General features: G+C 35.7%; 23 protein-coding genes. 22 read left to right on the top strand and 1 reads right to left on the bottom strand.

The window, feature by feature from the left end; all coding sequences use genetic code 11:
- Positions 1-1,806 (top strand): molecular chaperone DnaK, encoded by a 1,806-nt coding sequence (gene dnaK / locus DWY01_RS02825; protein WP_117992877.1) that lies wholly within the window; start codon positions 1-3, stop codon positions 1,804-1,806.
- A gap of 67 nt (positions 1,807-1,873) precedes the next feature.
- A complete protein-coding gene (gene dnaJ / locus DWY01_RS02820; RefSeq protein ID WP_117992874.1) occupies positions 1,874-2,986 on the top strand; it encodes a molecular chaperone DnaJ in 1,113 nt (370 codons plus the stop codon).
- Between the two features lie 26 nt (positions 2,987-3,012).
- Here dnaJ and DWY01_RS02815 read toward each other — a convergent pair whose 3' ends face one another.
- On the bottom strand, positions 3,013-3,447 hold the full coding sequence (locus tag DWY01_RS02815) for a PaaI family thioesterase (protein WP_117992872.1): 435 nt from the start codon (positions 3,445-3,447) through the stop codon (positions 3,013-3,015).
- 79 nt (positions 3,448-3,526) lie between these two features.
- Between DWY01_RS02815 and DWY01_RS02810 the strand changes: the two genes are divergently transcribed.
- From DWY01_RS02810 to DWY01_RS02715, 20 genes are all read left to right on the top strand, one after another.
- The gene (locus DWY01_RS02810; protein ID WP_117992870.1) at positions 3,527-4,069 is read left to right on the top strand and encodes a hypothetical protein; all 543 of its coding nucleotides are present in this window, start codon (positions 3,527-3,529) and stop codon (positions 4,067-4,069) included.
- Complete coding sequence (locus DWY01_RS02805; protein WP_117992867.1) at positions 4,069-4,842, top strand: HAD-IIB family hydrolase; 774 nt, start codon at positions 4,069-4,071, stop codon at positions 4,840-4,842. The genes DWY01_RS02810 and DWY01_RS02805 overlap by 1 nt, the downstream gene beginning before the upstream one ends.
- A complete protein-coding gene (locus DWY01_RS02800) occupies positions 4,835-5,164 on the top strand; it encodes a hypothetical protein (RefSeq protein ID WP_117992864.1) in 330 nt (109 codons plus the stop codon). Before DWY01_RS02805 ends, DWY01_RS02800 begins: the two co-directional genes overlap by 8 nt.
- A gap of 48 nt (positions 5,165-5,212) precedes the next feature.
- Positions 5,213-6,193: a sugar ABC transporter substrate-binding protein gene (locus DWY01_RS02795; RefSeq protein ID WP_117992861.1), complete on the top strand. Its 981-nt coding sequence runs from the start codon at positions 5,213-5,215 to the stop codon at positions 6,191-6,193.
- Positions 6,190-7,500 carry a sensor histidine kinase gene (locus DWY01_RS02790; RefSeq protein ID WP_117992859.1) on the top strand — a complete coding sequence of 437 codons (1,311 nt, stop codon included), beginning with the start codon at positions 6,190-6,192 and terminating at the stop codon, positions 7,498-7,500. The genes DWY01_RS02795 and DWY01_RS02790 overlap by 4 nt, the downstream gene beginning before the upstream one ends.
- Complete coding sequence (locus DWY01_RS02785; protein ID WP_117992857.1) at positions 7,493-8,152, top strand: response regulator transcription factor; 660 nt, start codon at positions 7,493-7,495, stop codon at positions 8,150-8,152. Before DWY01_RS02790 ends, DWY01_RS02785 begins: the two co-directional genes overlap by 8 nt.
- Positions 8,152-9,456, top strand: coding sequence for a sugar ABC transporter substrate-binding protein (locus tag DWY01_RS02780; protein WP_243001948.1), 1,305 nt, complete (start codon positions 8,152-8,154; stop codon positions 9,454-9,456). Before DWY01_RS02785 ends, DWY01_RS02780 begins: the two co-directional genes overlap by 1 nt.
- Before the next feature lie 237 nt (positions 9,457-9,693).
- The gene (locus tag DWY01_RS02775; protein ID WP_117992854.1) at positions 9,694-10,122 is read left to right on the top strand and encodes a PTS sugar transporter subunit IIA; all 429 of its coding nucleotides are present in this window, start codon (positions 9,694-9,696) and stop codon (positions 10,120-10,122) included.
- A 55-nt stretch (positions 10,123-10,177) separates the two neighbouring features.
- Positions 10,178-10,669: a PTS sugar transporter subunit IIB gene (locus tag DWY01_RS02770; protein ID WP_117572206.1), complete on the top strand. Its 492-nt coding sequence runs from the start codon at positions 10,178-10,180 to the stop codon at positions 10,667-10,669.
- Positions 10,670-10,725: 56 nt separating this feature from the next.
- Complete coding sequence (locus DWY01_RS02765) at positions 10,726-11,565, top strand: PTS sugar transporter subunit IIC (RefSeq protein ID WP_117992852.1); 840 nt, start codon at positions 10,726-10,728, stop codon at positions 11,563-11,565.
- A gap of 2 nt (positions 11,566-11,567) precedes the next feature.
- Positions 11,568-12,398, top strand: coding sequence for a PTS system mannose/fructose/sorbose family transporter subunit IID (locus DWY01_RS02760; protein ID WP_117992850.1), 831 nt, complete (start codon positions 11,568-11,570; stop codon positions 12,396-12,398).
- A gap of 90 nt (positions 12,399-12,488) precedes the next feature.
- Positions 12,489-12,806 carry a hypothetical protein gene (locus DWY01_RS02755; protein ID WP_117992847.1) on the top strand — a complete coding sequence of 106 codons (318 nt, stop codon included), beginning with the start codon at positions 12,489-12,491 and terminating at the stop codon, positions 12,804-12,806.
- Between the two features lie 283 nt (positions 12,807-13,089).
- Positions 13,090-14,148: a glycosyltransferase family 4 protein gene (locus DWY01_RS02750; protein WP_117992845.1), complete on the top strand. Its 1,059-nt coding sequence runs from the start codon at positions 13,090-13,092 to the stop codon at positions 14,146-14,148.
- An 8-nt stretch (positions 14,149-14,156) separates the two neighbouring features.
- Positions 14,157-15,197 carry a lysylphosphatidylglycerol synthase transmembrane domain-containing protein gene (locus DWY01_RS02745; RefSeq protein ID WP_117992842.1) on the top strand — a complete coding sequence of 347 codons (1,041 nt, stop codon included), beginning with the start codon at positions 14,157-14,159 and terminating at the stop codon, positions 15,195-15,197.
- A 3-nt stretch (positions 15,198-15,200) separates the two neighbouring features.
- A complete protein-coding gene (locus tag DWY01_RS02740; RefSeq protein ID WP_117992840.1) occupies positions 15,201-17,168 on the top strand; it encodes a glycosyltransferase in 1,968 nt (655 codons plus the stop codon).
- Positions 17,165-18,103 carry a 3'-5' exoribonuclease YhaM family protein gene (locus DWY01_RS02735; protein WP_117992837.1) on the top strand — a complete coding sequence of 313 codons (939 nt, stop codon included), beginning with the start codon at positions 17,165-17,167 and terminating at the stop codon, positions 18,101-18,103. Before DWY01_RS02740 ends, DWY01_RS02735 begins: the two co-directional genes overlap by 4 nt.
- On the top strand, positions 18,100-19,398 hold the full coding sequence (gene rimO, locus DWY01_RS02730) for a 30S ribosomal protein S12 methylthiotransferase RimO (protein WP_117992835.1): 1,299 nt from the start codon (positions 18,100-18,102) through the stop codon (positions 19,396-19,398). The genes DWY01_RS02735 and rimO overlap by 4 nt, the downstream gene beginning before the upstream one ends.
- A complete protein-coding gene (locus DWY01_RS02725) occupies positions 19,383-19,844 on the top strand; it encodes a DNA-deoxyinosine glycosylase (protein WP_117992832.1) in 462 nt (153 codons plus the stop codon). Before rimO ends, DWY01_RS02725 begins: the two co-directional genes overlap by 16 nt.
- Positions 19,837-20,319 carry a dUTP diphosphatase gene (locus DWY01_RS02720; protein WP_117992830.1) on the top strand — a complete coding sequence of 161 codons (483 nt, stop codon included), beginning with the start codon at positions 19,837-19,839 and terminating at the stop codon, positions 20,317-20,319. Before DWY01_RS02725 ends, DWY01_RS02720 begins: the two co-directional genes overlap by 8 nt.
- A gap of 167 nt (positions 20,320-20,486) precedes the next feature.
- Positions 20,487-25,849 (top strand): InlB B-repeat-containing protein (locus DWY01_RS02715; RefSeq protein WP_199519846.1); only part of this gene is annotated, 5,363 nt, incomplete at its 3' end.

The raw sequence follows: 25,849 nt of genomic DNA, 5'->3' as shown, positions 1-25,849 counted from the left end.
ATGAGTAAAATTATTGGTATTGACTTAGGTACAACAAATAGCTGTGTTGCGGTTATGGAAGGTAAAGATAGTAAAGTAATTCCTAACCCAGAAGGAAATCGTACAACACCAAGTGTTGTTGCGTTCAAAGATGGAGAACGTATTATTGGTGATGCTGCAAAACGTCAGGCAGTCACAAACAAAAATACAATTAGTTCAATTAAACGTTTAATGGGAACTAGTGAAAAAGTAGAAGCAGAAGGAAAATCATATACACCACAAGAAATTAGTGCAATGATTCTTCAATATTTGAAATCATATGCAGAAGACTACTTAGGAGAAAAAGTAACAAAGGCTGTTATCACAGTTCCTGCATACTTCAACGATGCTCAACGTCAAGCAACTAAAGATGCTGGTAAGATTGCCGGATTAGAAGTAGAACGTATTATTAACGAACCAACAGCTGCAGCATTGGCTTATGGTATTGATAAAACAGATAAAGAAGAAAAAGTATTGATCTATGACTTAGGTGGAGGTACATTCGATGTTAGTATCCTTGACTTAGCGGATGGAACATTCGAAGTATTATCAACAAACGGAGATACTCACTTAGGTGGAGATGACTTCGATAACGTATTAGTAGACTGGATGGTTGATACATTCAAGAAAGATAACGCAATTGACTTGTCAAAAGATCCAATGGCTATGCAACGTTTAAAAGAAGCTGCTGAAAAAGCGAAAAAAGATTTAAGTGGTGTAATGCAGACACAAATCAGCTTACCATTTATCTCAGCAGGTCCTGCTGGTCCATTGCACTTTGATGCAACATTAACACGTGCTAAATTTGATGATATGACTAAGCATTTAGTAGAACGTACATTAATTCCAATTGACAATGCATTAAGAGATGCTAAATTGTCTAAATCAGACATCGACGAAGTATTATTAGTTGGTGGATCTACTCGTATTCCAGCTGTTCAAGAAGCTGTACGTAGAGCATTAGGAAAAGATCCTAACCACTCAGTTAACCCAGATGAAGCTGTAGCTATGGGTGCTGCTATCCAAGGTGGAGTTATCTCAGGTGATGTTAACGATGTATTATTACTAGATGTTACACCACTTTCATTAGGTATTGAAACTATGGGTGGAGTTATGACAGTATTGATTCCTCGTAACACTACAATTCCTACAAGTAAATCACAAATTTTCTCAACAGCTGCAGATAACCAGCCAGCTGTAGATATCCGTGTATTACAAGGTGAACGTCCAATGGCTAACGACAACAAAGAATTAGGTAACTTCCAATTAAATGGAATTGCACCTGCTCGTCGTGGCGTTCCTCAAATCGAAGTTAAATTCGATATTGATGCCAACGGTATCGTACATGTAAGTGCTACAGATAAGGGTACTGGTAAAGAACAACACATCACAATTCAAAACTCTAGTGGATTAAGTGATGAAGAAATCGATCGTATGGTTCGTGAAGCTGAAGATAACAAGGCTGAAGATGAAAAACGTAAAGAAGAAATCGATTTACGTAACAAAGCAGAAGGCTTCATTGCACAAATCGATGGTATGTTAGAAGATAACAAAGATAAGATTGATCCAAAACAAGCTGAAGAAACTAAGAAATTGCGTGATGATCTACAAAAATCTTTAGACGAAAATAACATGGAAGAAGTGAAGTCTAAATTAGATATGCTTGAAAAAGCAGCAATGCAGGCAGGTCAAGCAATGTACAATCAGCCAAATGGTGATGCAGCTTCACAATCAACACAAACTCATTCAGGTGATGATGTAGTTGACGGTGAATACACTGAGAAGTAAAATAAATAAGCAACATTTGAAGTTCTAGCCTTGCTAGAACTTCTTCGTATCGTATGGAGGGATTCACATGGCAGAAAAACGTGACTATTATGAAGTGCTTGGTGTTAGTAAAAGTGCGACACCAGATGAAATTAAAAAGGCCTATCGAAAATTGGCCATGAAATATCACCCCGATCGAAATCATGAACCTGGAGCTGAAGATAAGTTCAAGGAAATCAATGAAGCTTATGAAGTATTAAGCGATGAGAAAAAGCGCGCTACCTATGATCAATTTGGTCATGCAGGTATGGATGGAGCCTTTGGACAGGGTGGTGGATTCTCTGGAGGATTCACAGACTTTGGCGATTTAGGAGACATCTTCGGTTCGTTCTTTGGTGGAGGATTTGGCGGTGGAGGATCCCGTCGTTCAAGTAACCAGCCTCGACAAGGACAAGACCGTTACATGCAGATGCGCATTGATTTCATGGATTCAATTTTTGGTAAAACAGAAACGATTTCATTGGATGTAGATGAAACATGTAAACATTGTAATGGATCTGGAGCAGAAAGCCCTAGTGATGTACAAACATGTCCTACATGCCATGGTTCTGGATATGTTATGTCTCAACAAAGAACACCATTTGGTGTGATTCAGCAACAAAGTGTATGTCCAGATTGTCATGGTACAGGTAAAAAGGTTACGCGTGCATGCTCACATTGTCATGGTAAAGGCTATGAGCACCGTCGTGTAAAACTAGATATTAAGATTCCAGCAGGAATTCAATCTGGTCAACAGATTCGTATTCCAGGAAAAGGTGAAAGAGGAACAAATGGAGGACCTAATGGCGATTTATATATCGAAATTATGGTTACACCACATCCAACTTTCAAACGTGAAAACAACAACATCTTTATTAAAGTTCCAATTAGTTCAATTGATGCGACAATTGGATGCACAATTCAAGTGCCAACCGTTTATGGTGATGTTGAATTGAAGATTCCTGAAGGAACACAACCAAATACGAAGTTCCGTTTAAAAGGAAAAGGTGTAAAAGCTCGTTCAGGTCAAGGGGATGAATTTGTAGAAGTACAGGTAGAAATTCCTCGTAAAGTATCTCGTAGAGAAAGAGAACTATATGAAGAATTAAAATCAGGACAATCTGAATCTCCTTTCGAAAGATTTAAAAGAGCATTTAAATAGAAAAAAGAGCAGAAGTTTAAAATGGTTTAAGCTTTCTGCTCTTTCTTTTTCTTCATCTTGTCAGAATCCAAGAAGAACATTGTAAATGTAGCACGAGAAAGAAGTACATTTTCATCATTGAAGATAAACACTTCATACACTCCCGTTGTTCTTCCACTTGAAATCTCTTGGGCAATTCCAATTAATTTACCGCCACGACCAGGCTTGATATAATTGATTGTTCCTGTAAGTGTGACGCTATCTCTTCCTGTCGCAAAGCTTGCAGCTCCTGCTACTGTATCGGCTAAAGAGAAAAGGGCACCACCATGGACAAAGCCATGTATATTTAAAATTTGTTCATCAATAATCATTTCTACTTTCGCAAAACCATGTCGTACCTCCGTAACGCGCATATCATTGCTTTGTAGAAATTGACTCGAACTATTAAGACGTTCCATTAAAGCCTGCATGTTTTCTTCCATAAACACCCTCCAACAATGCTTTTATTATAACATGAAATGATGTTATAATGCTTATTGTGATTAAGAAGGAGAATGATTTATGGATTCAAATAATATATGGTTTAAAGTCATTGTGGGTGTTATATTGGTTGGATATATGGCATTCATATTCTATCAAAGCTTAAAAGGTGGAATTGCCTATAAAAAGGAATTCGAAAATTTTAAGAATTCACATAAGCATTATGAAACAGTAGTTGATGGCGGATATTGGGTATGGATCATGGTTGCGATGGCAGTCTTGGCTTTTGTGTTGATGTTTATGGCACCAAAATTAGCTCAAAATGATCAAACATATTACTACTACCTAGCATACGGATGTATCGGATTGGTATTCTTGGGATTAGCTATTGATTCATATACACATCGTCGTGTTTATTTAACAGAAGAAGGATTCTTTTTTGAAGATACGTATTATCGTTATCGAATGGTTGCCAATTTTGAATTTAAAAATGGTATTATTGCACACAATTGCAGCGTGTTAATGAGTAATCGTGATAAAATTGTTGTCACAAAAAAGATTGGTGAATTGTTACAGACAAAACAAAAAGAATTTAAAAAAGCGAAGAAAGAACGTCGTAAATAATGATTTTTTTATCGGATTTAGATGGAACTTTAATGAATTCAAAAGGTGAAATTACAATCGAAGATGTTGAAGCCATCCGTCGTTGGACGCAAAAACATGCCTTTGGCTTTGTAACAGGTAGAGATAAGGCTTTTTGTGATAAATTAGCTCAAAAATATCAATTGACATGCGATTGTATGATTACGGATAATGGGGCAAATGCGTTTTATAAACAAGAAAATGTATATTCGTCCCTAATTGATTTAGATGATGGAATGCAGATGTGCAAAAAGATTTTGGATTCTAAAGTAGATGTATTCTATACAGATGAAAAAGGGAATCGATATTATCCAATTCAAGCGTATGGAGTGGATCGATTACATGTTTTTGAAAAGAAACAACCATCTTTAGGTACATTTTCAAATATAGACATCCTAGAATATTTAAAGAATCGTACTGTGGGCTTGGCTAAAATTAGTATGTATGTTGAAGCAGATTTAGAATTATTGTTGGATCACTTTAAAAGATTGTTTAAAGATTATGAAGTGATGGCAACTTCTAGGGATTATATTGAAATTACAAGAAAAGACACAAATAAGTGGGAGGCCTTTTGCCATTTACCTATAGATGATGCGATTTTTATTGGGGATGGAGAAAATGATTTGTGTATATTAAAAAATTTGAAAGATACCTATGTAATGAATCATGCACCAGATATAGTTAAGGCGTATGGTGTAGGTGTAATGAGTGTAGCACAAGCAATTAATATAGAAAGTAGGAAAGAACATGTCTAGAAAGAGAAGAAAAGGTGCAAAGGCGACAGCAGCCTCTATGGTAATGGATACATTGAAAAAAAGAGGGGCAATTGATGAGGCGCACGCAGTAGATGTAAGTGCATTTAAAAATCTTCCTTATGCATCTTCAACAATTAGTTATACAATTTCCAATTTGATGGAAGAGGGCGTTGTTGGAAAAACGCAGGATGATAAATTCTATTATGATGATTTAGGATTTAAAGCTTTAGAAACAAAGTTTGTACGTGGTTATTCAATGATTTTTATTGTTCCTATTGTCATTGCGATCCTTGTTTATGTTCTACAAAAAGTATTATTATAAAAGAGTGTCGCAGTAATGCGACATTTTCTGTAAGGAAAGGAGATTTGAATGGAGAAGCCAAAATCGTTTGTGTATATCATCTTCTGCTTAACAATTTGTTTAACTTTTGCGATTGGAAGCAACTATTTGATCAATACGACTACGCAATCGAATATGATATACAATTCGAATGAGCCACGTAAGATTGGCGCAACATATATGACCTACAACAATACGTTCTATTCGGTGGTGAATGAGGAAATTTCAAAAGTGGTCAAAGAGCATGGAGATCAGTTGATTACTTTGGATTCGGCCATGAGTTTAAAGAAGCAGAAGGAACAAATCCAATACTTAATGGACCAACAAGTGGATGCCTTAGTGATTACGCCGGTGGATTATGAAGGATTAAAAGATTCTTTAAAGCTTGCCTATAAGAAATGTATTCCTGTAATTGTAGTGGATACGGAAGTTAAACATAATAAATATGTGACCTATAGTATTGTCAGTGATAACTATGATGCGGGCGTACAATGTGCTAAAGATATGATGAGTAAGTTGGATCATGCCAATATTGTCTTGCTTCAACATTCGACAACTCGTTCTGGCTATTTACGAATTAAGGGATTTGAGGATACGATTCAGTCCAACTCAAATTATAAAGTGGTTCAGAGAATGGAATGCGAGGGACAATTAGAGAAGGCCATGCCAAAAATGGAGTCTTTTATTGAGAAAGGAATAGAATTTGATGTAGTGATGTGTTTGAATGATCCAAGCGCAATGGGCGCAATGGCCGCACTTTCATCGAACAATATGTTGGAAGGCAAGTATGTGTATGGCATAGATGGAACGTCAGAAGCTAGAAAAATGGTGTTAGAAGGTAAAATGGAGGCAACGGTCGCTCAATCTCCCAAAACATTTGGAAAGAAGGCGTCAGAAGCTATTTATAAGATGTTTTCGCAAGAGACAATCAAGAATAAAAATGAAGTGAGTCCTGTGCAAATTATCACAAAAGACAATGTTCATGATTATTCTACGGAGGGCTGGCAATGATACAAGATATAAAAAAATATAATGTATGGATTGTCTACGTCTGTATGTGGATCTTTAGTTTTTTTACCGTTTGGTACATAGCGATTGTGATGTATTATACATTGGTGCATGTTACACAAAGTGGCTATGCCTCAGATTTTATTAAGAATATTTCCACACTTTCTAATGTTCCCATTCGATCCTTCTATGTAGCGGTATTTGGCTTTATTGGATTGTTTTGTTTCGTGAGCATGCGTAAAAAAATTCGATTCTTTAATCGTCATCAAATTATTCCGATTTTAATTGAACTTGGATTGAGCCTATTGATCATGAAGAATATATCGTTTAGTACAACGTGTATTTTATTTTTGATTATTGCGGATAGCCTACTCTATGTGGATAAACCAGTTGATCGTTCAATTTGCATCATACTCGTCTTTTTAGCTTACATGCTATCCAATTATGGATATTTATCCAACTATATTCCTATGATTTCATTCCAGGAATATTTGTCGGTGTATAATTCAAAGACACAAGGCTTGTTGCTGGGGATTGAAGTGACTTTTAGCAATTCAAATATTGTGTTGTTTATTGCCTATATATTCTTGTATTTACAGAAACAAATGGATGAAACGCAGAAATTCGCGGCTTTAAATGTCGAATTAAAACGTTTAAATAATCAATTAAAAGGCTATGCGAATTTGCGAGAAAAAATGGGTGAAACTAAAGAAAGGAACCGTCTTGCTCGTGAGATTCATGATACATTAGGGCATACTTTAACGGGGTTAAGTGTTGGTCTTGAAGCGTGTAAGGTGATGATTGATAGGGATGTCAATGTCACAAAAGCACAATTGGGTATTTTGGAAGAGAGCGCAAAACGCGGTTTAACCGATGTCAGGCGTTCGGTGGATAAGTTGAAGCCAGATGCATTAGAGCGGTATTCTTTAAAAGAAGCATTGGATATGATGATCATGGATTATCAGAAATTGACCGATGTGACTATTCTTTATTTATGTCATTTGCCTTTGGTGAATTTGAATGCGGACGAAGAAGAAATTGTGTATCGTGTTGTTCAAGAAGGAATGACCAATTCAGTAAGGCATGGGCATGCGACAAAAATTTACGTTTCAATTGCACAGGCAGATAATAATTTGATTATAATTATAGAAGATAATGGTCAGGGTTGTAAGGATGTTAAACCTGGATTTGGCATTCATCATTTGACAGAACGTATTGACTTACTTCAGGGGAAAATACGTTATTATGGGGATAAAGGTTTTGAATTGATTGTAGAAATACCGATGAGAAGAGGAGAGAATAATGGTTAAAATTATGATTGCGGATGATCAGCAGCTCATTCGAGAAAGCTTAAAGATCATCTTAGATTCAGATCCGAATTTTGAAGTAGTAAAAGTAGTTGGCAGTGGACAAGAAGTATTGGATACATTGGAAACAGAAAGTATAGATGTTATCTTGATGGATGTGCGTATGCCAAATATGAGTGGCGTAGAGTGTACTCGTTTAGTGAAAAAGAAGAATCCAAATGTAAAAGTCATAATATTAACGACTTTTGATGATGATGAGTATATTTATGATGCATTAAAATATGGAGCGAGTGGATATCTTTTGAAGGGATGTTCCTTAGAAGAGTTAAGTACGGCTATTCATAATGTTCTAGCGGGAGGAGCATGTTTCAACCCGAATGTGGCGGGTAAAGTGACACAGTTCTTTTCTCAGATGGCAAATTCGAATGGGAAATTTAATTTTGAACATGAAGAAGATGAACATATCGATTTGAGTGATACAGAATGTAAGATTATTGCCCAAATTGGTCATGGTTATTCAAATAAGGAAATTGCACAAAAATTAGGTTTTAGTGAAGGGACGATTCGTAACTATTTAAGTGTGATTCTGGATAAACTAGATTTAAGAGATCGTACACAATTAGCTATTTGGTATTTGTCTAGGGGAAATAAATAATGGTGAAAAAAAGATTAAGAACTTTTTTGATAGCCATGTTGGTGTGTTGTTTGGCAGGGACATTTTATTATACGCAAAAACCCGTTGTTTTAACGATTGGCGTATTTGCGGGTAGTAATTGGAATGTGCCAAGTCCAGATAGTGGTAAGATCATTGATAATGCGATCAAACGGTTTGAGAAAACACATCCGAATGTTCAAGTGAAATATGTCAGTGGTATCTTGAAAGATGACTATTCGGCTTGGCTTTCAAAGGAGGCTCTAGATGGAAAGCTTCCCGATGTTTTCATGGTGTTGAGTGATGATCTTTCAACTTATGCCAAAGTAGGCATGTTAGAATCACTAGATACATATATGCAGACGGATCCTGATTTTAATAAAATGCGATATTTTTCAACGACACTCAATGCGGGTAATATTTATGATCAGCAGTATGCACTTCCTTATGAGAGTTCACCGACTTTGATGTTTGTGAATAAAACATTATTAGAAGAGAATGGAATTGAAATACCGAATGTCAATTGGACGTGGGATGACTTCTATGCGATTTGTGAAAAGTTGACTGTGGATACGGATGACGATGGAGAAATCGATCAGTTTGGCGAGTATGGCTACACTTGGCAGAATGCATTAAGCTCGAATGGACAGGCGTTATATGATGAAAAAAGTATGAAGGGTACTTTGCAGAATGCGGATGTATATTCAGCTATTGAATTTGTTCGTAAGCTAAATCGCTTGAATTATGGACAAAACGTGACCAGTGAATTGTTTGATAATGGGAAAATCGCCTTTTGTCCGATGATGTTTAGTGAGTATAGAACATATAAACCATATCCTTGGAGTGTAAAAAAGTATTCAAACTTTGAATGGGATTGTCTTCCAATGCCGGCAGGCCCAAGTGGTTATAATGTTTCGCAAATGGATAGCTTATTATGTGGCATTAGTAAAATGTCTTCTAAGAAAAAGATGGCTTGGGAATTTTTAAAGTTACTTTGTTACGATGAAACAACACAGGAGAGCTTGTTTAAATATTCGCAGGGTGTTTCAGTATTGAAGAATGTTTCGACATCTAAAAATGTGACAAAGTATATTCAGGAGGACGCACCATTGGATTCGAGTTATAATTTAGATTTTTTTGATGACATGATGGAACGAGCAATCACAATAAAAAAACTGGATGGCTATGATCAATTGTATTCGATGGCAGATAGTGAAATTCGAAGAGTCGTTGATACAAATGAAGATATTGAGAGTGCAATGCAAAATTTGAATGATGAATTGAATATATTATTGGAGAAGCAGTAGGAAGTTAAATTTCTGCTGTTTTTTTCTTGTTTGATTTCGAAAATGACATTTGTCACATAAAAGTAGTGACATATGAAAATTGAAAAGGTTTTCAAAGAGATTATAATAAATGTGTATTCTATGTGATACTCATGTTTGAAAGTCGCTAAAATATGTGAAATTGTGTGCTAAAGCACTTGAAAACGCTAATATATTTATTATAAAATGTGAGTATAAGAAAACGCGGAGGAAAAAATAATGAAATATGTAGTTATGGTAAGCCATGGCGAATTCGCCCCTGGATTACACAGTGCCGTTAAAATGATGACGGGAGATCGTGAAGATGTATTGTCTACAAGCTTAAAGGACGGAATGAGCGCAGACGAATTTGCATCTAACTTTGCTGAATTGGTTAAAGATTTCAAAGCAGATGATCAAGTTATTTTATTAGCTGACATCTTGAGTGGTTCTCCATTCACAAACGCATTGAACGTTTTGGATCAAAGAGGATTACTTGGAAATACATTAGTTATTGCTGGTATGAATATGCCTCTTGCGATTACTGCTGTATTGATGAAAGATAACTTCGATAATGTTCAAGATTTGAAAGATACATTATTAAGCGAAGGTCGTACAGGATTGACAGATTTCACTGTTGCTTCTGATGATGACGACGAAGATCTATAGGATTTGGCTATAACGCATATAGCGAAGGCATAAACAGAATAAAGGAGGACATATAATGATTAGTTTTATTCGTGTTGATGATCGTATTATTCACGGTCAGATTGTTACAAGATGGTCTAAAGAATACCCTTGTGATGGAATTATCGCAGTTAACGACAAAGCTGCAACTACTCCTGTATTGACACAATCATTCAAGGCTAGTACAGACAAGAAAGTATTCGTATGGACAAAGGAACACTGGAGAGAAAAAGCAGAAACAGTTAAGAACTCTAACAAGAAATATTTCTTAATTACTAAAAACCCAGTGGATATGAAAGAATTGTTAGTAGACGATGGATTCGTACCTAACGATGTTAAAACAGTAGTTATTGGACCATGTAATGACCGTCCAGGAGCTACAAAATTAGGACAAAACCAGTCAATTACACAAGAAGAAGCTGACGCATGTGAAGCTTTAACAAATGCTGGTTATACAGTATTGTTTGCATTATTAAAAGAAACTGCAATCGGTACTTGGGACAAATTTAGATCTAAATTTGGTTACTAATAGTGGGAATAGTAAACAAATTAAGATAAATAGAGAGAAAAAAGGAGAGATTAATAATGAGTTGGTTACAAGCAATTTTAATTGGACTTATGAGTTGTACAGCTGCTAGTACAATTGCTTGCTTAGGTACAACAGTAGGTAACTACACGTTGAACCGTCCTCTTGTTGCATCATTATTCGTAGGTTTAATCCTAGGTGATGTTTCAGGATGTATTCAAATTGGTATTCCAATGCAGGTTATGTGGATCGCATTGGTAACACCTGGTGGAACAGTCGCATCTGACTTACGTGCCGTAAGTTATATTGGTATTCCATTGGCTTATGTTGGAGCAAAAGCTGCCGGTATGGATTTTGGAGGAACTGATGCTCAAGGTTTAGCATCTAGTATCTCAGCCATGACTGGTGTAATCGGTATTACTTTATTCTATGGAACAGCTATGATGAACCTTATTTGGCAACACTGGGGCTGGGCTCAATTGGATAAAGGAAACTTAGATTGTTTAGGAAAAGTTGATGTTGTTCTCCCACTAATTTCACACTTTGTATTATCATTCTTGCCAGTTACTTTACTTTGCTACTATGGATCTGGAGCTGTAGCTGAATTGTTCCAGAGCTTGAATACTGAAGTATGGTATGTAAAAGCCATCTTATCAGTAGGATCAGTACTTCCTGCCGTAGGTATTGGTATCTTGTTAAAATCAGTAGTATCTAAGACTTCTGACTTGATTTACTTCATGTTCGGATTCGCTTTAGCTGCTTCTATGGGATTAACATTAATTGCTGCTACAGTTGTTGGTGGTGTATTCGCATTGATTAACTACCAAATGACAATGATGAAAGCTACAGGTGCTGTTGGTGGTGCATCTGCAGACTATGATGACGAGGAGGACATTTAATTATGAAAAAGATTTCTAAGAAAACATTAAATAGTTCTTTCTGGCGTTGGTGGTATGGAAACTTAACATGTTTCTCACACGAACACATGCAGACATTTGGTTACATGTGGTCAATGCTTCCAATTATTAAGGAATTATATCCTACTCGCGAAGAACAATCAGAAAAAATGACTACTTACTACCCATTCTTCAATACTGAACCTCAGATTGGATCTATCGTAGTTGGTATCACAGCTGGTTTGGAAGAAGCTCGTGCAAACGGAGCTGAAGGAATCGATGATGAAATGATCAACGGTATCCGTGCAGGTCTAATGGGACCTTTGGCAGGTATTGGTGACTCATTGATCGTTGGTACTTACATTCCTATCTTATTAGGTATCGCATTAGGTTTCGCAGAAGGTGGATCACCTTTAGGACCTTTATTCTATATCATCGTATGGAACGCAACTTCAATTTGGTTCCAAAAATTCGTATACTTCAAAGGTTATGAATTAGGTGGTAGTGCTGTTGAATTGTTAGTAGGACAAAAAGCAACTGCGTTCCGTGAATCAGTATTGGTTATGGGACAAGTTATCGTTGGTGCGATGGCAGCTTCTTGGGTATCAATTTCAACTAACTTAGTAATTGCACAATCTTATGATGCAGAAACTGGTAAATTAACAGACGTAACATTAGGATCTAAATTAGATGGAGCTTTCCCTAAGATCTTAACAATGTTATTCGTATTGTTTGCTTGGTGGTTGATGGCTAAGAAAAACATTACTCCAATTAAAGTATTGTTATTGTTCGTAGTTATCGGATTCGTAGGATCTGTTGTAGGATTCTTAGGATAATCACTTAAGACAATTAAAGACGGGCTTAACTTGTTGGGCCTGTCTTTTTTTCTTATAATAATGTGTATATTTGAAAAAGGAGCGTTTATTATGAGTTTGAGCCGCAAAGAAAGAGATCAGCTTGCTGAGGTAATTCAAAGAGAAAATGAAATGGTATTAAAAGTGGGAAGAATGGTCAGAAATGCATTTATTCTAACACTTGCTTTTGGTGCCGTTACATATTGGGGATGGTCAGGAATGACAGATCCAATGTTTCCTAATATTCCTATGAGTGTACGTAATGTAGCTAAATGGATTGCTTTGATTGGTTTGATTTTATCGGGTTTATTTACAGTTTTAGGATTTATTTCTCATAGAAATGGGAAAAAGAGTGTATTAAAGAAGATTGATTTATACGAAAAAAAATAGAGATTTATCTGTTTTAGTTTATAAAATGTTGCTATTAACTAAAAACAACAATTATTGTGTTATCTAGACACATAATTTCACATAATATAACCGTATCTATCACTTTATTGTTTAGTAACATACAGTTGAGCCAAAGTTAGTGGCTCACTTCATAATCAAATTCCCTTTCTTAAAACTTTCTTGAGAAGCCCCGCTGAAGGGGCTTTTCATTTGCTTTCTTGAAAGTTGGACATACAAATAGTAGATGCGATATAATAATAAGGATGAAAGAAGTGTAATTTTTATGGAAGATAAAATACGAATTATAATGTATTCAAGTGCAGATAAAGTAGATGGCCAAGGCGTAGGCAGTGCCTACGAAGAACAGGTGAATCTGATTAAAGAAGGAGCTAGTGACATTTTCGAAGTTGGAATCAATAACTGGATTAAAACACCAGATATTCAGCATTTCCATACAGTAGACCCTACTTTCTATGTAAAGATGCAAAATCATAAAGCAGTGAATGTGGCATATTGCCATTTCTTACCGGATACACTAGAAGGAAGTCTAAAAATTCCAGCACCTTTATTAAATGTATTCCGTTCTTATTTGATTCAATTCTATAAGAGTGCGGATCGTTTGGTAGTTGTAAATCCTAGTTTTATTGATGCATTAGTAGAATATGGTATTGATCGAGAAAAAATTTATTATATTCCTAATTATGTATCTAAGGAGAAATTCTATCGTAAATCCGATGAGGAATGCGCTTCTATTCGTGAAAAATATGGTGTAGCTAAAGATGCCTTTGTTGTATTGGGAGCTGGACAGGTACAAACGCGTAAGGGTGTTCTTGATTTTGTGAATGTCGCAAAAGAAATGCCAGATGTTCAATTTGTATGGGCAGGAGGATTCTCATTTGGTCGTATTACGGATGGGTATGAAGAATTGAAGAAGCTACAGGAAAATCCACCTGAAAATTGTAAATTCTTGGGTATTGTTCCTAGAGAAGAAATGGTGGATCTATATAATATGGCGGATGTACTTTTTGTGCCAAGCTATAATGAATTATTTCCAATGACTATTTTAGAAGCTGTGAATTTACATGTGCCATTAGTGCTTCGTGATTTAGATTTATATAAAGATATTTTATTTGATCGTTATATGCATGCAGATGATAATAATGGATTTAAACAATGCTTACAAGAGTTAAAGGAAAATCCAGATGTGTATGCGAAGTATCAAAATGAGAGTCGCATGTTGAGTGAGTTCTATTCGAAGGAACATGTATTGAATATGTGGCGTGAATTCTATTTAAGTGCTTATAAGGATAAACAAGAGGAATTGTTAAGTAAGAAAAAATAGGGGTTTTTATGAAAAAACAGAAATACGTACTAAATCTGTTACTTATTCTTGCTTTGACGGGTTTTGCCCTATGGTTTGCCCTAAAGGATAATTTTGATCAGGTTTTAAAGTGCATTTCACAAATGAATCTGTTAAGCCTTGTCATTGTTTTATTATGGGGAGTTCTTTTTACTGCGGTCTGGGGTCTAGTATATTATGTGCTTGGAAGAAAATATACGGATCACTATACACCGGGAAAAGGTGTTCTTGTGGCTTTTATTGGTTCCTTTTTTTCGGGTATAACACCGAGTAGTACGGGTGGACAATTTGTTCAAGCTTATATTATGAAAAAACAAGGAATTAAAGTGAGTGATGGAGCAAGCTTATTATGGGCTGACTTTATTATTTATCAGACGACAATGATGGTTTATGTCTCGATTTTGTTTCTTTTGCGATTTGCCTATTATAGCGCACAGTCCGCATGGTTCAATATCATATTATTAGGATATATTATTAATGCGATCGTTGTCATTGCACTTTATACGATTGCGTTATTTCCAAATATTTATATTAAGCTTTCGCGTAGTTTAGTTAAAATACTTTCTAAAATACATATTTTAAAGAATCCAGAGAAAACGTTGGATTCATGGACTTTACAAGTCACAAGCTTTACACGTGAGATTAAGGTTCTCGCAAAAGATAAAAAAAGTATTTTTCTTTGTGTATGTATAAATGTTGTGCGTTTATCCTTATATTATTCTTTACCTTTTGTGATTGCGATTGCCTTGCACATTCCACTTAAAATGAATGAGTTTATTGATGTCATGGCTTTATCAAGCTTTGTCACAATGGCCAATAGCTTTATTCCGATTCCAGGAGCAAGTGGTGGTACAGAAGTTGTTTTCTCACTCTTATTTAATAACTTGATGAAGAATCTAACGGGTGCAGTACTTGTTTTGTGGCGTTTTTCTACGTATCATATTGTTTTGATTATTGGTGGAATTTTGTTTGTGTTTGTTAAGAATTATTACGCAAGAAAAGAAAACAAGATAGATTTAGAAGGGATGTAGTATATGCGAATTGGATTATTTACAGATGCATATTTACCAGATATTAATGGGGTTGTTTCAAGTGTGGCAACCCTTAAACACGCTTTAGAAGAATTAGGGCATACTGTATTTGTGATTACGAATCATAAGGGTTCAAAAATTGTGGAGGATGAGGATGGTCATATTCTTCGTTTGCCGGGTCTTGAAATTAAAAAGTTTTATGGATATAAAATGTCGAGTCCTTTACAGTTCAGTGCCGATGCCTATATTGAAAAGATGGATCTAGATGTGATTCATATTCAAACGGAAGCGGGAGTAGGTATGTTTGGTCGTCAGATGGCGAAGGCATTACATATTCCAATTGTTTATACATATCATACGATGTACGAGGATTATACGCATTATTTTAATCCGCTTGAATTTGACTCGGTGGAAAAATTAGGAAAGAGTATGATTCGTACTTTTTCACGTGTGATGGCGAATGGTTCTCAGGCAGTGATTGCACCGAGTGATAAGACGAAGCAGGCTTTACTACAATATGGTGTCATAGCACCAATCTATATTGTGCCAACAGGCTTAGATTTATCGGAATATGATCGTAAGAATTTGGATGAAAATAGAGTTCAAAGTATTCGTAAAGAATTAGGCTTTAGTCAAGAAGACCATATTGTTGTCTTTGTAGGACGTATTGCCAAGGAGAAGGCAATCGAGATTCCGATTGAAGCGATTAGCAAGAATGCAGATCCACATCTACATTTAGTGATTGTAGGTGGTGGTACAGATATGGAGTATTATCAGAATCTTGCTGAAAAGTATAATGTTACAGATCGAGTGCATTTTACAGGTAGGATTCCTAAGGAGAATATCGCTTATTATTATGCCGCCTTTGATTGTTTTGTATCGGCTAGCTTATCTGAAACACAAGGTATGACTTATATTGAAGCTTTAGCGAGTGGCCTTTTAGTGTTTGGTCGTCGTGATGAAGTATTAAAAGAGTTAGTAGATGAAGGAAGGTCAGGCTATTATTTTGATGATGCGAATGAATTGAGTCAGAAGTGGGATAGTTTCTTCAGTAAATCAAAAGAAGAAAGAGATGCATTAAGAGATTATTGTGTTTCTAAAACAGCACCATATACAGAGAGTATGTTTGCGCACAAAGCATTAAGTGTTTATAATCAGGCAATTGATGATTATAAACGTGCTTATCATGTAGAGCGTATTCGTATGGTGGATGATTTTGTTCGCTTAACAGTTGTTCGAGATTGTGATAAAGAACCGGTTAAAGTTATGATTCCTACAGATGATTTCTTTGACTTGAAAATCACAAAGGATACAATGTTAGATGCATATATGATTGACAATTATTTGGATATGCAGTTATTCTATAAGGCGTTTGAATTAATGAAGAAGCGCGTGCTTTCCAATGATTATACTTCTTATCAAATGGTTCAATATGGCAAGAAATATTTGAGTCTAGATGAAGATCAGGCTGAAGAAATCGTGAATGAATTTATGGAACGTCATTGGATTGATGATCGTGAATATGCATTTGATAAGGCACAGGTATGGCATTCTTATGGACAGCCTAGAATGCAGATTTATCAAAAGTTAAAAAAAGCAGGTGTTGAAGATAGCTTAATTGATGAAGCGTTGGATAGCTTGGATGAAGAAACGGAGCGTAGCAATGCGGTAAAATTAGCACGTCGCTTAACACATTCCATTAAGGAACAATCTTTGCGTATGCAAAGACAGACATTGGTGAATAAGCTAGTCACAAAAGGGTATTCATTGGAGATTGCCAAACAAGTATCAGAATCTATTGAATTAGATGAAAATGATGATGAGGCTTTATTAAAAACGATTTCGAAGGCTAAGCGTTTATATGCGTCTTTTGATCAGCCAAAACGAAATCAGAAGATTCAGACGTATTGTGTAAGAAAAGGTTTTAGTATATCAGCAATAAAAGAGGTTTTGGAAGGGGAAAGTGAATGAGAATTAATGAGATTACTCAGGAACAAAAAGTAGAAATTAAATGTTTGATTTCAAAGTGTGATAAGGGTAAAACAGTTAAGGATACACCTTATTTATCTTTGATTTTAGAGGATGCAACGGGTGTTCTAGATGCAAAATTCTGGAATTTGACAAATGAACAGATTGAACAGTATAAGGCAGGACAGATCGTGCATGTATTTGGAGATTCAATTATTCATAGAAATGCAGTTCAGTTAAGAGTTAGAAAGATGACTGTCTTAGAAGATGAAGACATTTCAAACTATGTAAGACTTGCTCCTATGACTCGTAAAGAGATGGAAGAAGAAGTGAAGTCTTTGATGGAAGAAATCACAGACTCAAATTTATATTGTGTTGTTGAACAAGTATTAGAAGAAACAAAGGATCTATTCTATACATATCCAGCCGCAACAAGAAATCATCACAATTTTGTAGGTGGACTTGCTTACCATTCTATTAGTATGGCGCGTGTTGCTTTAGATATTTGTAAACAATATCCATGGTTAGACAAAGGCTTGTTGATTTCAGGTGTTTTGATGCATGATATTGGAAAAATTGATGAGTTGAGCGGTCCTGTACTACCTGAATATACAAATGAGGGAAATTTATTGGGGCATATCAGTATTATGAATAATCGCTTGGATCGTGTGGCTGAAAAGCTTGGAGTCAATGATAAAGAGAATATTTTATTATTGAAACATATGGTTTTATCCCATCATGGAAAGATGGAGTTTGGTTCTCCAGTTCTGCCAATGATTCCAGAAGCAGAAGTTTTAACTTTGTTAGATAACTTAGATGCGCGTATGTATATGATGAAACAAAGTTTAGATACAACGCAGCCAGGTCATTTTGGACCTCGTGTCTTTGCGTTAGAAGGTCGTATGATTTATCATCGAAAAGGAGATAACGAAGAATGAAAATAGGTTTTGTATCATTGGGATGTTGTAAAAACTTAGTGGATTCTGAACAAATCATGGGTATGATCAAGAGGGGTGGTCATGAGATTGTTGCCAATCCAAAGGATGCCCAAGCCATTATTGTGAATACTTGTGGATTTATTGAAAGTGCTAAAGAAGAGAGTATCAATACGATTTTCAAAATGGCACAGTATAAAGAGAAGAATTTAGAGAAGCTGATTGTGTGTGGTTGTTTAGCACAAAGATATACGGATACTTTAAGGGAAGAAATTCCTGAAATTGATGCGGTTATCCCAATTCGTGAATATAATACTTTGGCGAGTCAACTACAAAAAATCTTAGGTTCAGATACATTATTGGATAAGGCCGAAAGAGTGATTACAGGAAATCCTTGGCAGGCATATGTGAAAATTAGTGATGGTTGTTCAAATCGTTGTGCTTATTGTGCGATTCCTTTGATTCGTGGAGATCAAAAGTCACGTACAATTGAGGATATTATGGAAGAAGTCAATCATTTGGCAAGTATTGGTGTTAAGGAGTTAACATTGATTGCGCAGGATACGACAAAATATGGTTTGGATAATTATGGAGAATTGATGCTTCCTGAATTATTGAGACAAGTATCAAAGGTAGAAGGTTTACATTGGATTCGTGTTCTATACATGTATCCCGATGAAATTGTGGATGATGTCTTGCAGGCAATGAGTGAGAGTGAAAAAATCGTTCCTTATTTTGATATTCCAATGCAGCATGCGAATAATCGTTTGTTGAAATTAATGAATCGTAGAGGTCCAAAAGAGGATGTATTAAAGGTTGTAGATAAGATTCATACAATGTTTCCAAACGCAACTTTGCGTACAACTATGATTGTTGGTTTCCCTACAGAAACGGAAGAGGAATTTGAAGAACTTGTAGATTTTATTAAGGAAATTAAATGGGATCGTATGGGCGCTTTTACTTATTCTCAAGAAGAGGATACGCCAGCTTATGATATGGATGGACAGATTGATGAGGCTGTTCAAAATGAGCGCTTGGCAAGATTGATGGCTGTGCAGGAAGAAATTTCTAAAGAGAAAAATGAGGAAAAGATTGGTAATATCATTGAGGTCTTGGTTGAAGAAAAAGAAGGCTTGGTGGATCGTTATCGTGGAAGAAGTGCTGCGGATGCACCGGATGAAGTGGATGGTCAGGTTATCTTCACAAGTGAAGAGCCATTAGAGCTAGGTACTTTTGTGAAGGTTAAGATCACAGATGCCAAATCTTACGATGTTTATGGTACATGTGTAAGCGAATAGTTGGATTGGATCCCATTGTCTTTGAGGATTCAAAAATATTGATCGTGGGTTCCATGCCAAGTGTCATTAGTCTAAAGGAACAGATGTATTATGCGAATAAGACAAATAGGTTTTGGAAAGTCTTAGAAGAGCTTTATCAGGAAAGTGATAAGATAAAATTATTAAAAACATCGCATATTGCACTTTGGGATATTTGTCATTCTTGTATTAGAAAGACAAGTGCGGATAGTGAAATTAAGGATATTGAGCCAAATGATATACAAGGATTATTGGAAACATATAAGAATATAGATAAGATTATTTGTAATGGAAGAACAAGCTACAATACTATGAAAAAATATTTTCCAGATATTAAAACAGTGTATTGTCCTTCGACTTCCAGCGCAAATGCCAGGTTTTCTTTAGAAGACTTAGTAAAAATATACAAGAAGGAGATTTATGAATAAATTATATTGGGCAAAAGTAAAGCCAGAGGCTAAGGTGCCACAAAAACGCTATGAAGATGCAGGCTATGATTTATATCCATGCTTCGACGAGGATTATATGGTAATCGAGCCTCATGAAACAAAGTTAGTTCCATTAGGTGTTGCGAGTGCGTTTGATCCAGAGTTCGTTATGATTTTAAAAGAGCGTGGTTCGACAGGAACAAAGGGAATTGCACAGAGAAGTGGTGTCATTGATTCTGGTTATCGTGGAGAATATATGGCGCCTGTCACAAACTTGAATACAAAAAGAGTGGTCATTAAAAAGGCAGATGCTGAATATAACGAAGAAGCAATCATATATCCTTATGAAAAGGCTATTTGTCAGGGCGTTTTATTAAGAATGCCTCAGTTAGAAAGTGAAGAAATTTCTTTCGAAAAACTTCAATCTATGGAGTCTGAAAGAATGGCCGGAAAGTTAGGTAGTTCAGGAAAATAATGAGGTCTATTGTCCTAAAGACAATAGATCTTTTTTTGTTTAAAATTTGTTATAAAAAAAGATGATTTTCGGATTATATAACCGGTCTATAACCTTATGAAGCCTATACTAAAATCAGATGATGGAAAGGAAACATTACCTAATAAATTAGAAAAGGAGGGCTTTATATGCTAAAGAATTTGAAAAGAGCGGCATCAATCGCATTATCATTTGCGATGGCTATTCAGTTTGGACTAGCAGACTCTTACCGTGTAAATGCAGTGGAAGAAGCGACGGATTCAACTATTGTTGAAAGCGCTAACACGAATGAAACTGTAGAAACAAGTACACCACAAGAGGAAGCACCAGAACCTGAAGCAGTAACGACTGAAAATACACAGTCGGATGCTGTAGCTACACCTGTTGAAGCTGAAACTCAATCTGTAGAATTAAGTTATGTAGCTGAAGATGGAACCATCTTAAAGACGGCTGCATTGCGTGATTTTGATTTAAATCATAATTTAAATACAGATACAAGTGTAATGTTGAATTTTGATGGTTATACATTAAAGGATGTAGTCATTAATAATTCACAGACAGTGGCAGCAAATCAAGTAAATCTTGATGCGACTTCTGCTTTAAATAGTGTTAAGTTCATTTACAGGGCTAAAGTAGTTGAAAATAATAATGTTGAAAAAGTAGATGAACCTGAAACTAAGACAGAAGAAACAAAGACGGAAGAAGCAAGTGAAGATGATGCTGAGGCAGACCCGGATCCGGAAACGGAAGTAAAAGAGGAATTGCCGGAGTATCCTGCATTTGATGAAAGTGCTACAGCTGGAAATGTAACAGTACATGCAACTGCAGCTGAGGGTGTTTTACCAAGAGACTCAAAGCTTGTAGTTAAGAATGTTGCAAGAAAGGCTATTTTAAATGCAGTTAAGGAAACTGTTTCTGAAAAGAATAAAGAGGTTGATTCAGCAATTGCTTTAGATGTAATTATCGTTAATAAAGATGGTGTTGAAATTCAACCAAATGGTGTTGTAAATATTAGCTTTGAAAATGCAGCTGTCAATGGTGATGAAATCAATGTTTATCACGTATCAGATGATGCGAGTGCAGTCACTGAGGTTGCGACAAATACACAAAGCTTTAATACAAATCACTTCTCAATTTATGTTATTACGGGTGAAAATGAAGTTCCACTAACAACATTTAATTTTGTTGCGAATGGAAACATCGTAAGTACACAGACTGTTAAAACAGGTGATACACTGATTACTCCAACAGCTCCAGATATGGATGGAAAAGTATTTGTTGGCTGGTATGATGGTGAAACAAAGTTTGAAGATTTCAATACAGCATTAACAATCACTGAGACAACAACTCGTGAAATTACAGCAAAATATGAAGATGCATTATATGTTTACTTCTATAATCCAGCTGGAACACAGATCATGCGTACTGAAAAAGTATCCGATCATGAAGCACATGATTTTACGAATATTTCTTATGAAGTAGATGCAACGCATAAAATCGTTGGTTGGGCAGCCAAAAAGAATGGTACTGCAAATATTGCAGATAGTATTGCAGTTCCAACAGACAAAACATCTATTAATGTATACGCAATCATTAAAGAAGGTTATTGGATTTCATTTGATTCAGATGGTGGATCTATTGTTGATTCTCAATTCGTATTACATGGTGACAAGCTTACTTTGAATAAATCTACAACACCTACAAAACCTGGTTATTCATTTGATGGTTGGTACAATGGATTATCTAAAGTAGAGAATGGTGCAACAGTGACGTCTCCAATGACATTAAAGGCACGTTGGAAAGAAGCACAAGTTAGCTATACAGTTATTCACTGGTGGGAAAATGCAGATGATGATGGATATTCATTCCATGAATCTGAAAACAAAACTGGTACGACTGGTAAAGAAGCAAACGCAAAGACAAAATCTTATGATGGATTTACAGCACAGCCAGTAACTAAAAAGACAATCAAGGGTGATGGATCTACAATCGTTAGTGTTTACTATAAGAGAAATATTTATAAAGTGGAATTCTTCGATGTGAGAGGAAGGACTCAATATAAAGATTTAACTATTGAAGCTAAATACGGTCAGGATATTAGTAAACAATGGCCTACAAAGAATGAAAGTTCGTCTTGGCTTACTAAGCCAAATGGAAGTACATTCCAAGCAAACATAGCTACAATGCCTTTATATGGAGCAAAGTTCTATGGTCCTAAAACAGGTTATGGTACTGAAACTGCATCTTACTATGTACAAGTCTTACCTGGAGAAACAGGCACAGTTCAAATGGATGGTATTCAATATAAATTGGATCATAAAGATGCTTCTCCTGGTAGTTATTATGGTACTACTGTAACTGAAGAAGATCAGTATCCGTTAAAAGGTTATACTTTCAATGAAGGGCCAAGTACAAAGATAGGTAAAAGATATGATGGAGCTAAGTTCTACTATACTCGTAATTCTTATAACTTAAAGTTTATTAACAATGGTAAACAAGATAAGACTGTTTCTAAGAAGTATGAACAAAGTATTTCAAGTGAGAACTATACTCCTGTAAGACCTGGCTCATTGCCGGATTATTATGAATTTGATGGTTGGCATGATAATGAACTTTGTGAAGGGGAAGCATTTGATTTTAATGGTAAGAAGATGCCAGCACAAAATGTGACTCTATACGCAAAATGGACAGCTAAGAAGATCAGCTTAACTTATAACTTGAATAATCCTGAAGGTACAGTAGATAAGGGTACTAAAAAAGTTGCGGCTGGTACAATTGCCAATACAGTATTGCCAAGTGCAACAACGACAAGTGATTACTCATTTGCCGGATGGTATTATGCAGATGGTAATGGAAATATTACGAGTGATGCATATAACACAAATGAAGCAATCACAAAGGATACAAGTGTTATTGGTAAGTGGCTATACAATGGTGAATTAAAAGTTGTTTATGATCCTGGTACAGAAGGATCAAAGGCAACAGTTCCAACGGATAGTAATATCTATGCGGGTGGAGCTAAGGTTACCGTAGCTAAGAATGCGACAACAACTTCAAAAAAGAAATTCTTAGGATGGAAGTTAAATGGAAATTTATATCATCCTGGAGATGCATTTGAAGTAAATAAGGATTTGGCAAATGATGATAACATTATTACATTGAAAGCTATTTGGGGTAATGAAGAATCCTCAACAACAATGAGTTATAATCCAGGTAATGGTCGTGGTAGTGTTCAGACAGTACCAGTTAAGAATAACGAAAGTGTTACATTAAAATCTGAAAAAGATTTAGGCTATCAAGCTCCAGAAACAGAAGGTAAAGAATATTACTTTGCAGGTTGGGCAACATCTAAGGATGATGCGGATAATGGTAAAGCTACTTATGCAGCTGGACAGAGCGTACATGTAGATGTAGATGGTGAAAATGTTCTATATGCGACTTGGATTGAAAAGACAGTCATTACATTAGTTGCGAATAGTAATACAGTTACATACAATGGTGAAGCTCAATCGATTGAAGGCTTTAAAGATGTAACTGATGGCTATACTATTACTGGTTTATCTGCAAAAGCTACTGGTACTGATTTTGGCGAATATAAAACTGAAATCAAGGGTACTGCTAAGGTTACAAAAGATGGTAAGGACGTTACAGAAAAAGTTGTTGTCAATGTAGTGCCTGGACAATTAACAATTTCTAAGCGTGAAGTTAAATTAACGAGTGAAACAGCTTCTAAGCCTTATGATGGAACTCCATTAACAAGACCTGATGTAAAGATGACAGGAAGCTTTGTGAATGGTGAAGTAAGTGATATTAAGGCAACTGGATCTGTCACAAATGTTAGTGAAGGTAAAGTAACAAATACAATTACTTATAAAACATCAGATAAGTTCAATCCTAATAACTATACTATCGTTAAAGATGAAGGTAAATTAAGTATTGATGCTTCTACAGAAAAAGTAACTGTTAATATTAAGGAACATAGTGGAACATTTACTTATGATGGTAATAAGAAGACGGTAGAAGGTTATGATGTAAAATCTATTAGTAATCCTCTGTATACAGCAGATGATTTCAAATTTAATGGAACGGCAAAAGTAAGTGGAACAAATGCTGGTACATATGATATGCAAATCAATGTGGCAGACTTTGAAAACAAGAATACAAACTTTGCGAATGTTGAATTTGTAATTGCTGAAGAAGGTCAATTAGTTATTGATAAGCGAAGTGTTACATTAGAGAGTGAAACAAAATCTAAACCTTATGATGGAACTCCATTAACTAGACCGGATGTAAAGATGACAGGAAGCTTTGTGAATGGTGAAGTAAGTGATGTAAAGGCAACTGGATCTGTTACAAATGTCGAAGAAGGTTCAGTGACAAATACAATTACTTATAAAACAGAGAATAAGTTCAATCCAGATAACTATTCAATCGTTGTAAAAGAAGGAAAGTTAAGCATTACTCCAGTGACAGATAATGTCCTAGTTGAAATCAAAGGTAAGACAAAGACTGAAACTTATAATGGAAACACACATGAAGTAGAAGGCTACGAGTATACAAATATTTCGAATGCATTATATCCAGAAGAAGCAATTCATTTTGAAGGAACTGCCAAGGCATCTCGTAAAGAAGAAGGAACTTCTTATATGGGATTGAATGCAACTCAATTCAATAACACAAGTGCTAACTTCACAAATGTAACATTTAGAGTAACAGATGGTTGGTTGAAGGTAACTCCTAAGTCAATTGATCCAGAAGATGAGAAGACGGGTATTAAGGTAACTAAGCCTAGCGATACAATGTACAATGGCGAAGAGCAGAAGAACAAGCCAACTGTAGAAGATACAAAGACAGGTGCAACACTTGTTGAAAATGTAGATTACACATTGTCTTATACAGCAGCAGTCAACGCAGGTACAGTTGAAGTAACAATCACAGGTATTGGAAACTATACAGGAACAGCAAGGACTTCTTATGAAATCACTAAACGTAATGTAACATTGACAAGTGCAAATGATTCTAAGCCTTATGATAAGACTCCATTGACAAATAGTAATGTAACTATTGGTGGTGATGGATTTGTTAAAGAAGAAGGTGCTACTTACAATGTAACTGGAAGCCAGACTGAAAAAGGTACAAGTAATAACACATTTACTTATGAATTGAAGTCAAATACAAAAGCTTCTAACTACATTATTACTAAAGAATTTGGTAAATTGACAGTCACAGCTGAAGATGGTGAGGTTGTAGTCGTAATTACTGGACGTAAAGATACATTTGAATATACTGGAACTGAAAAGAGCGTCAAAGGTTATGATGTATCTATTACTGAAGGAAGTACATATACAGAATCTGATTTCACATTCAGTGGAAATGATGAAGTGAAGGGTACAGAAGCTGGTACATACTATATGGGATTGAAGCCAGAAGATTTCACAAACAACAATGAAAACTATGGCAATGTAACATTCAGAGTAGAGGATGGAAAGTTAACAATCACTCCTAAGTCAAT

It is taken from the genome of Eubacterium sp. AF22-8LB, from assembly GCF_003458715.1.
Lineage (GTDB): Bacteria > Bacillota_I > Bacilli_A > Erysipelotrichales > Erysipelotrichaceae > Holdemanella.
This window is presented reverse-complemented; position numbering and strand designations above follow the sequence as displayed.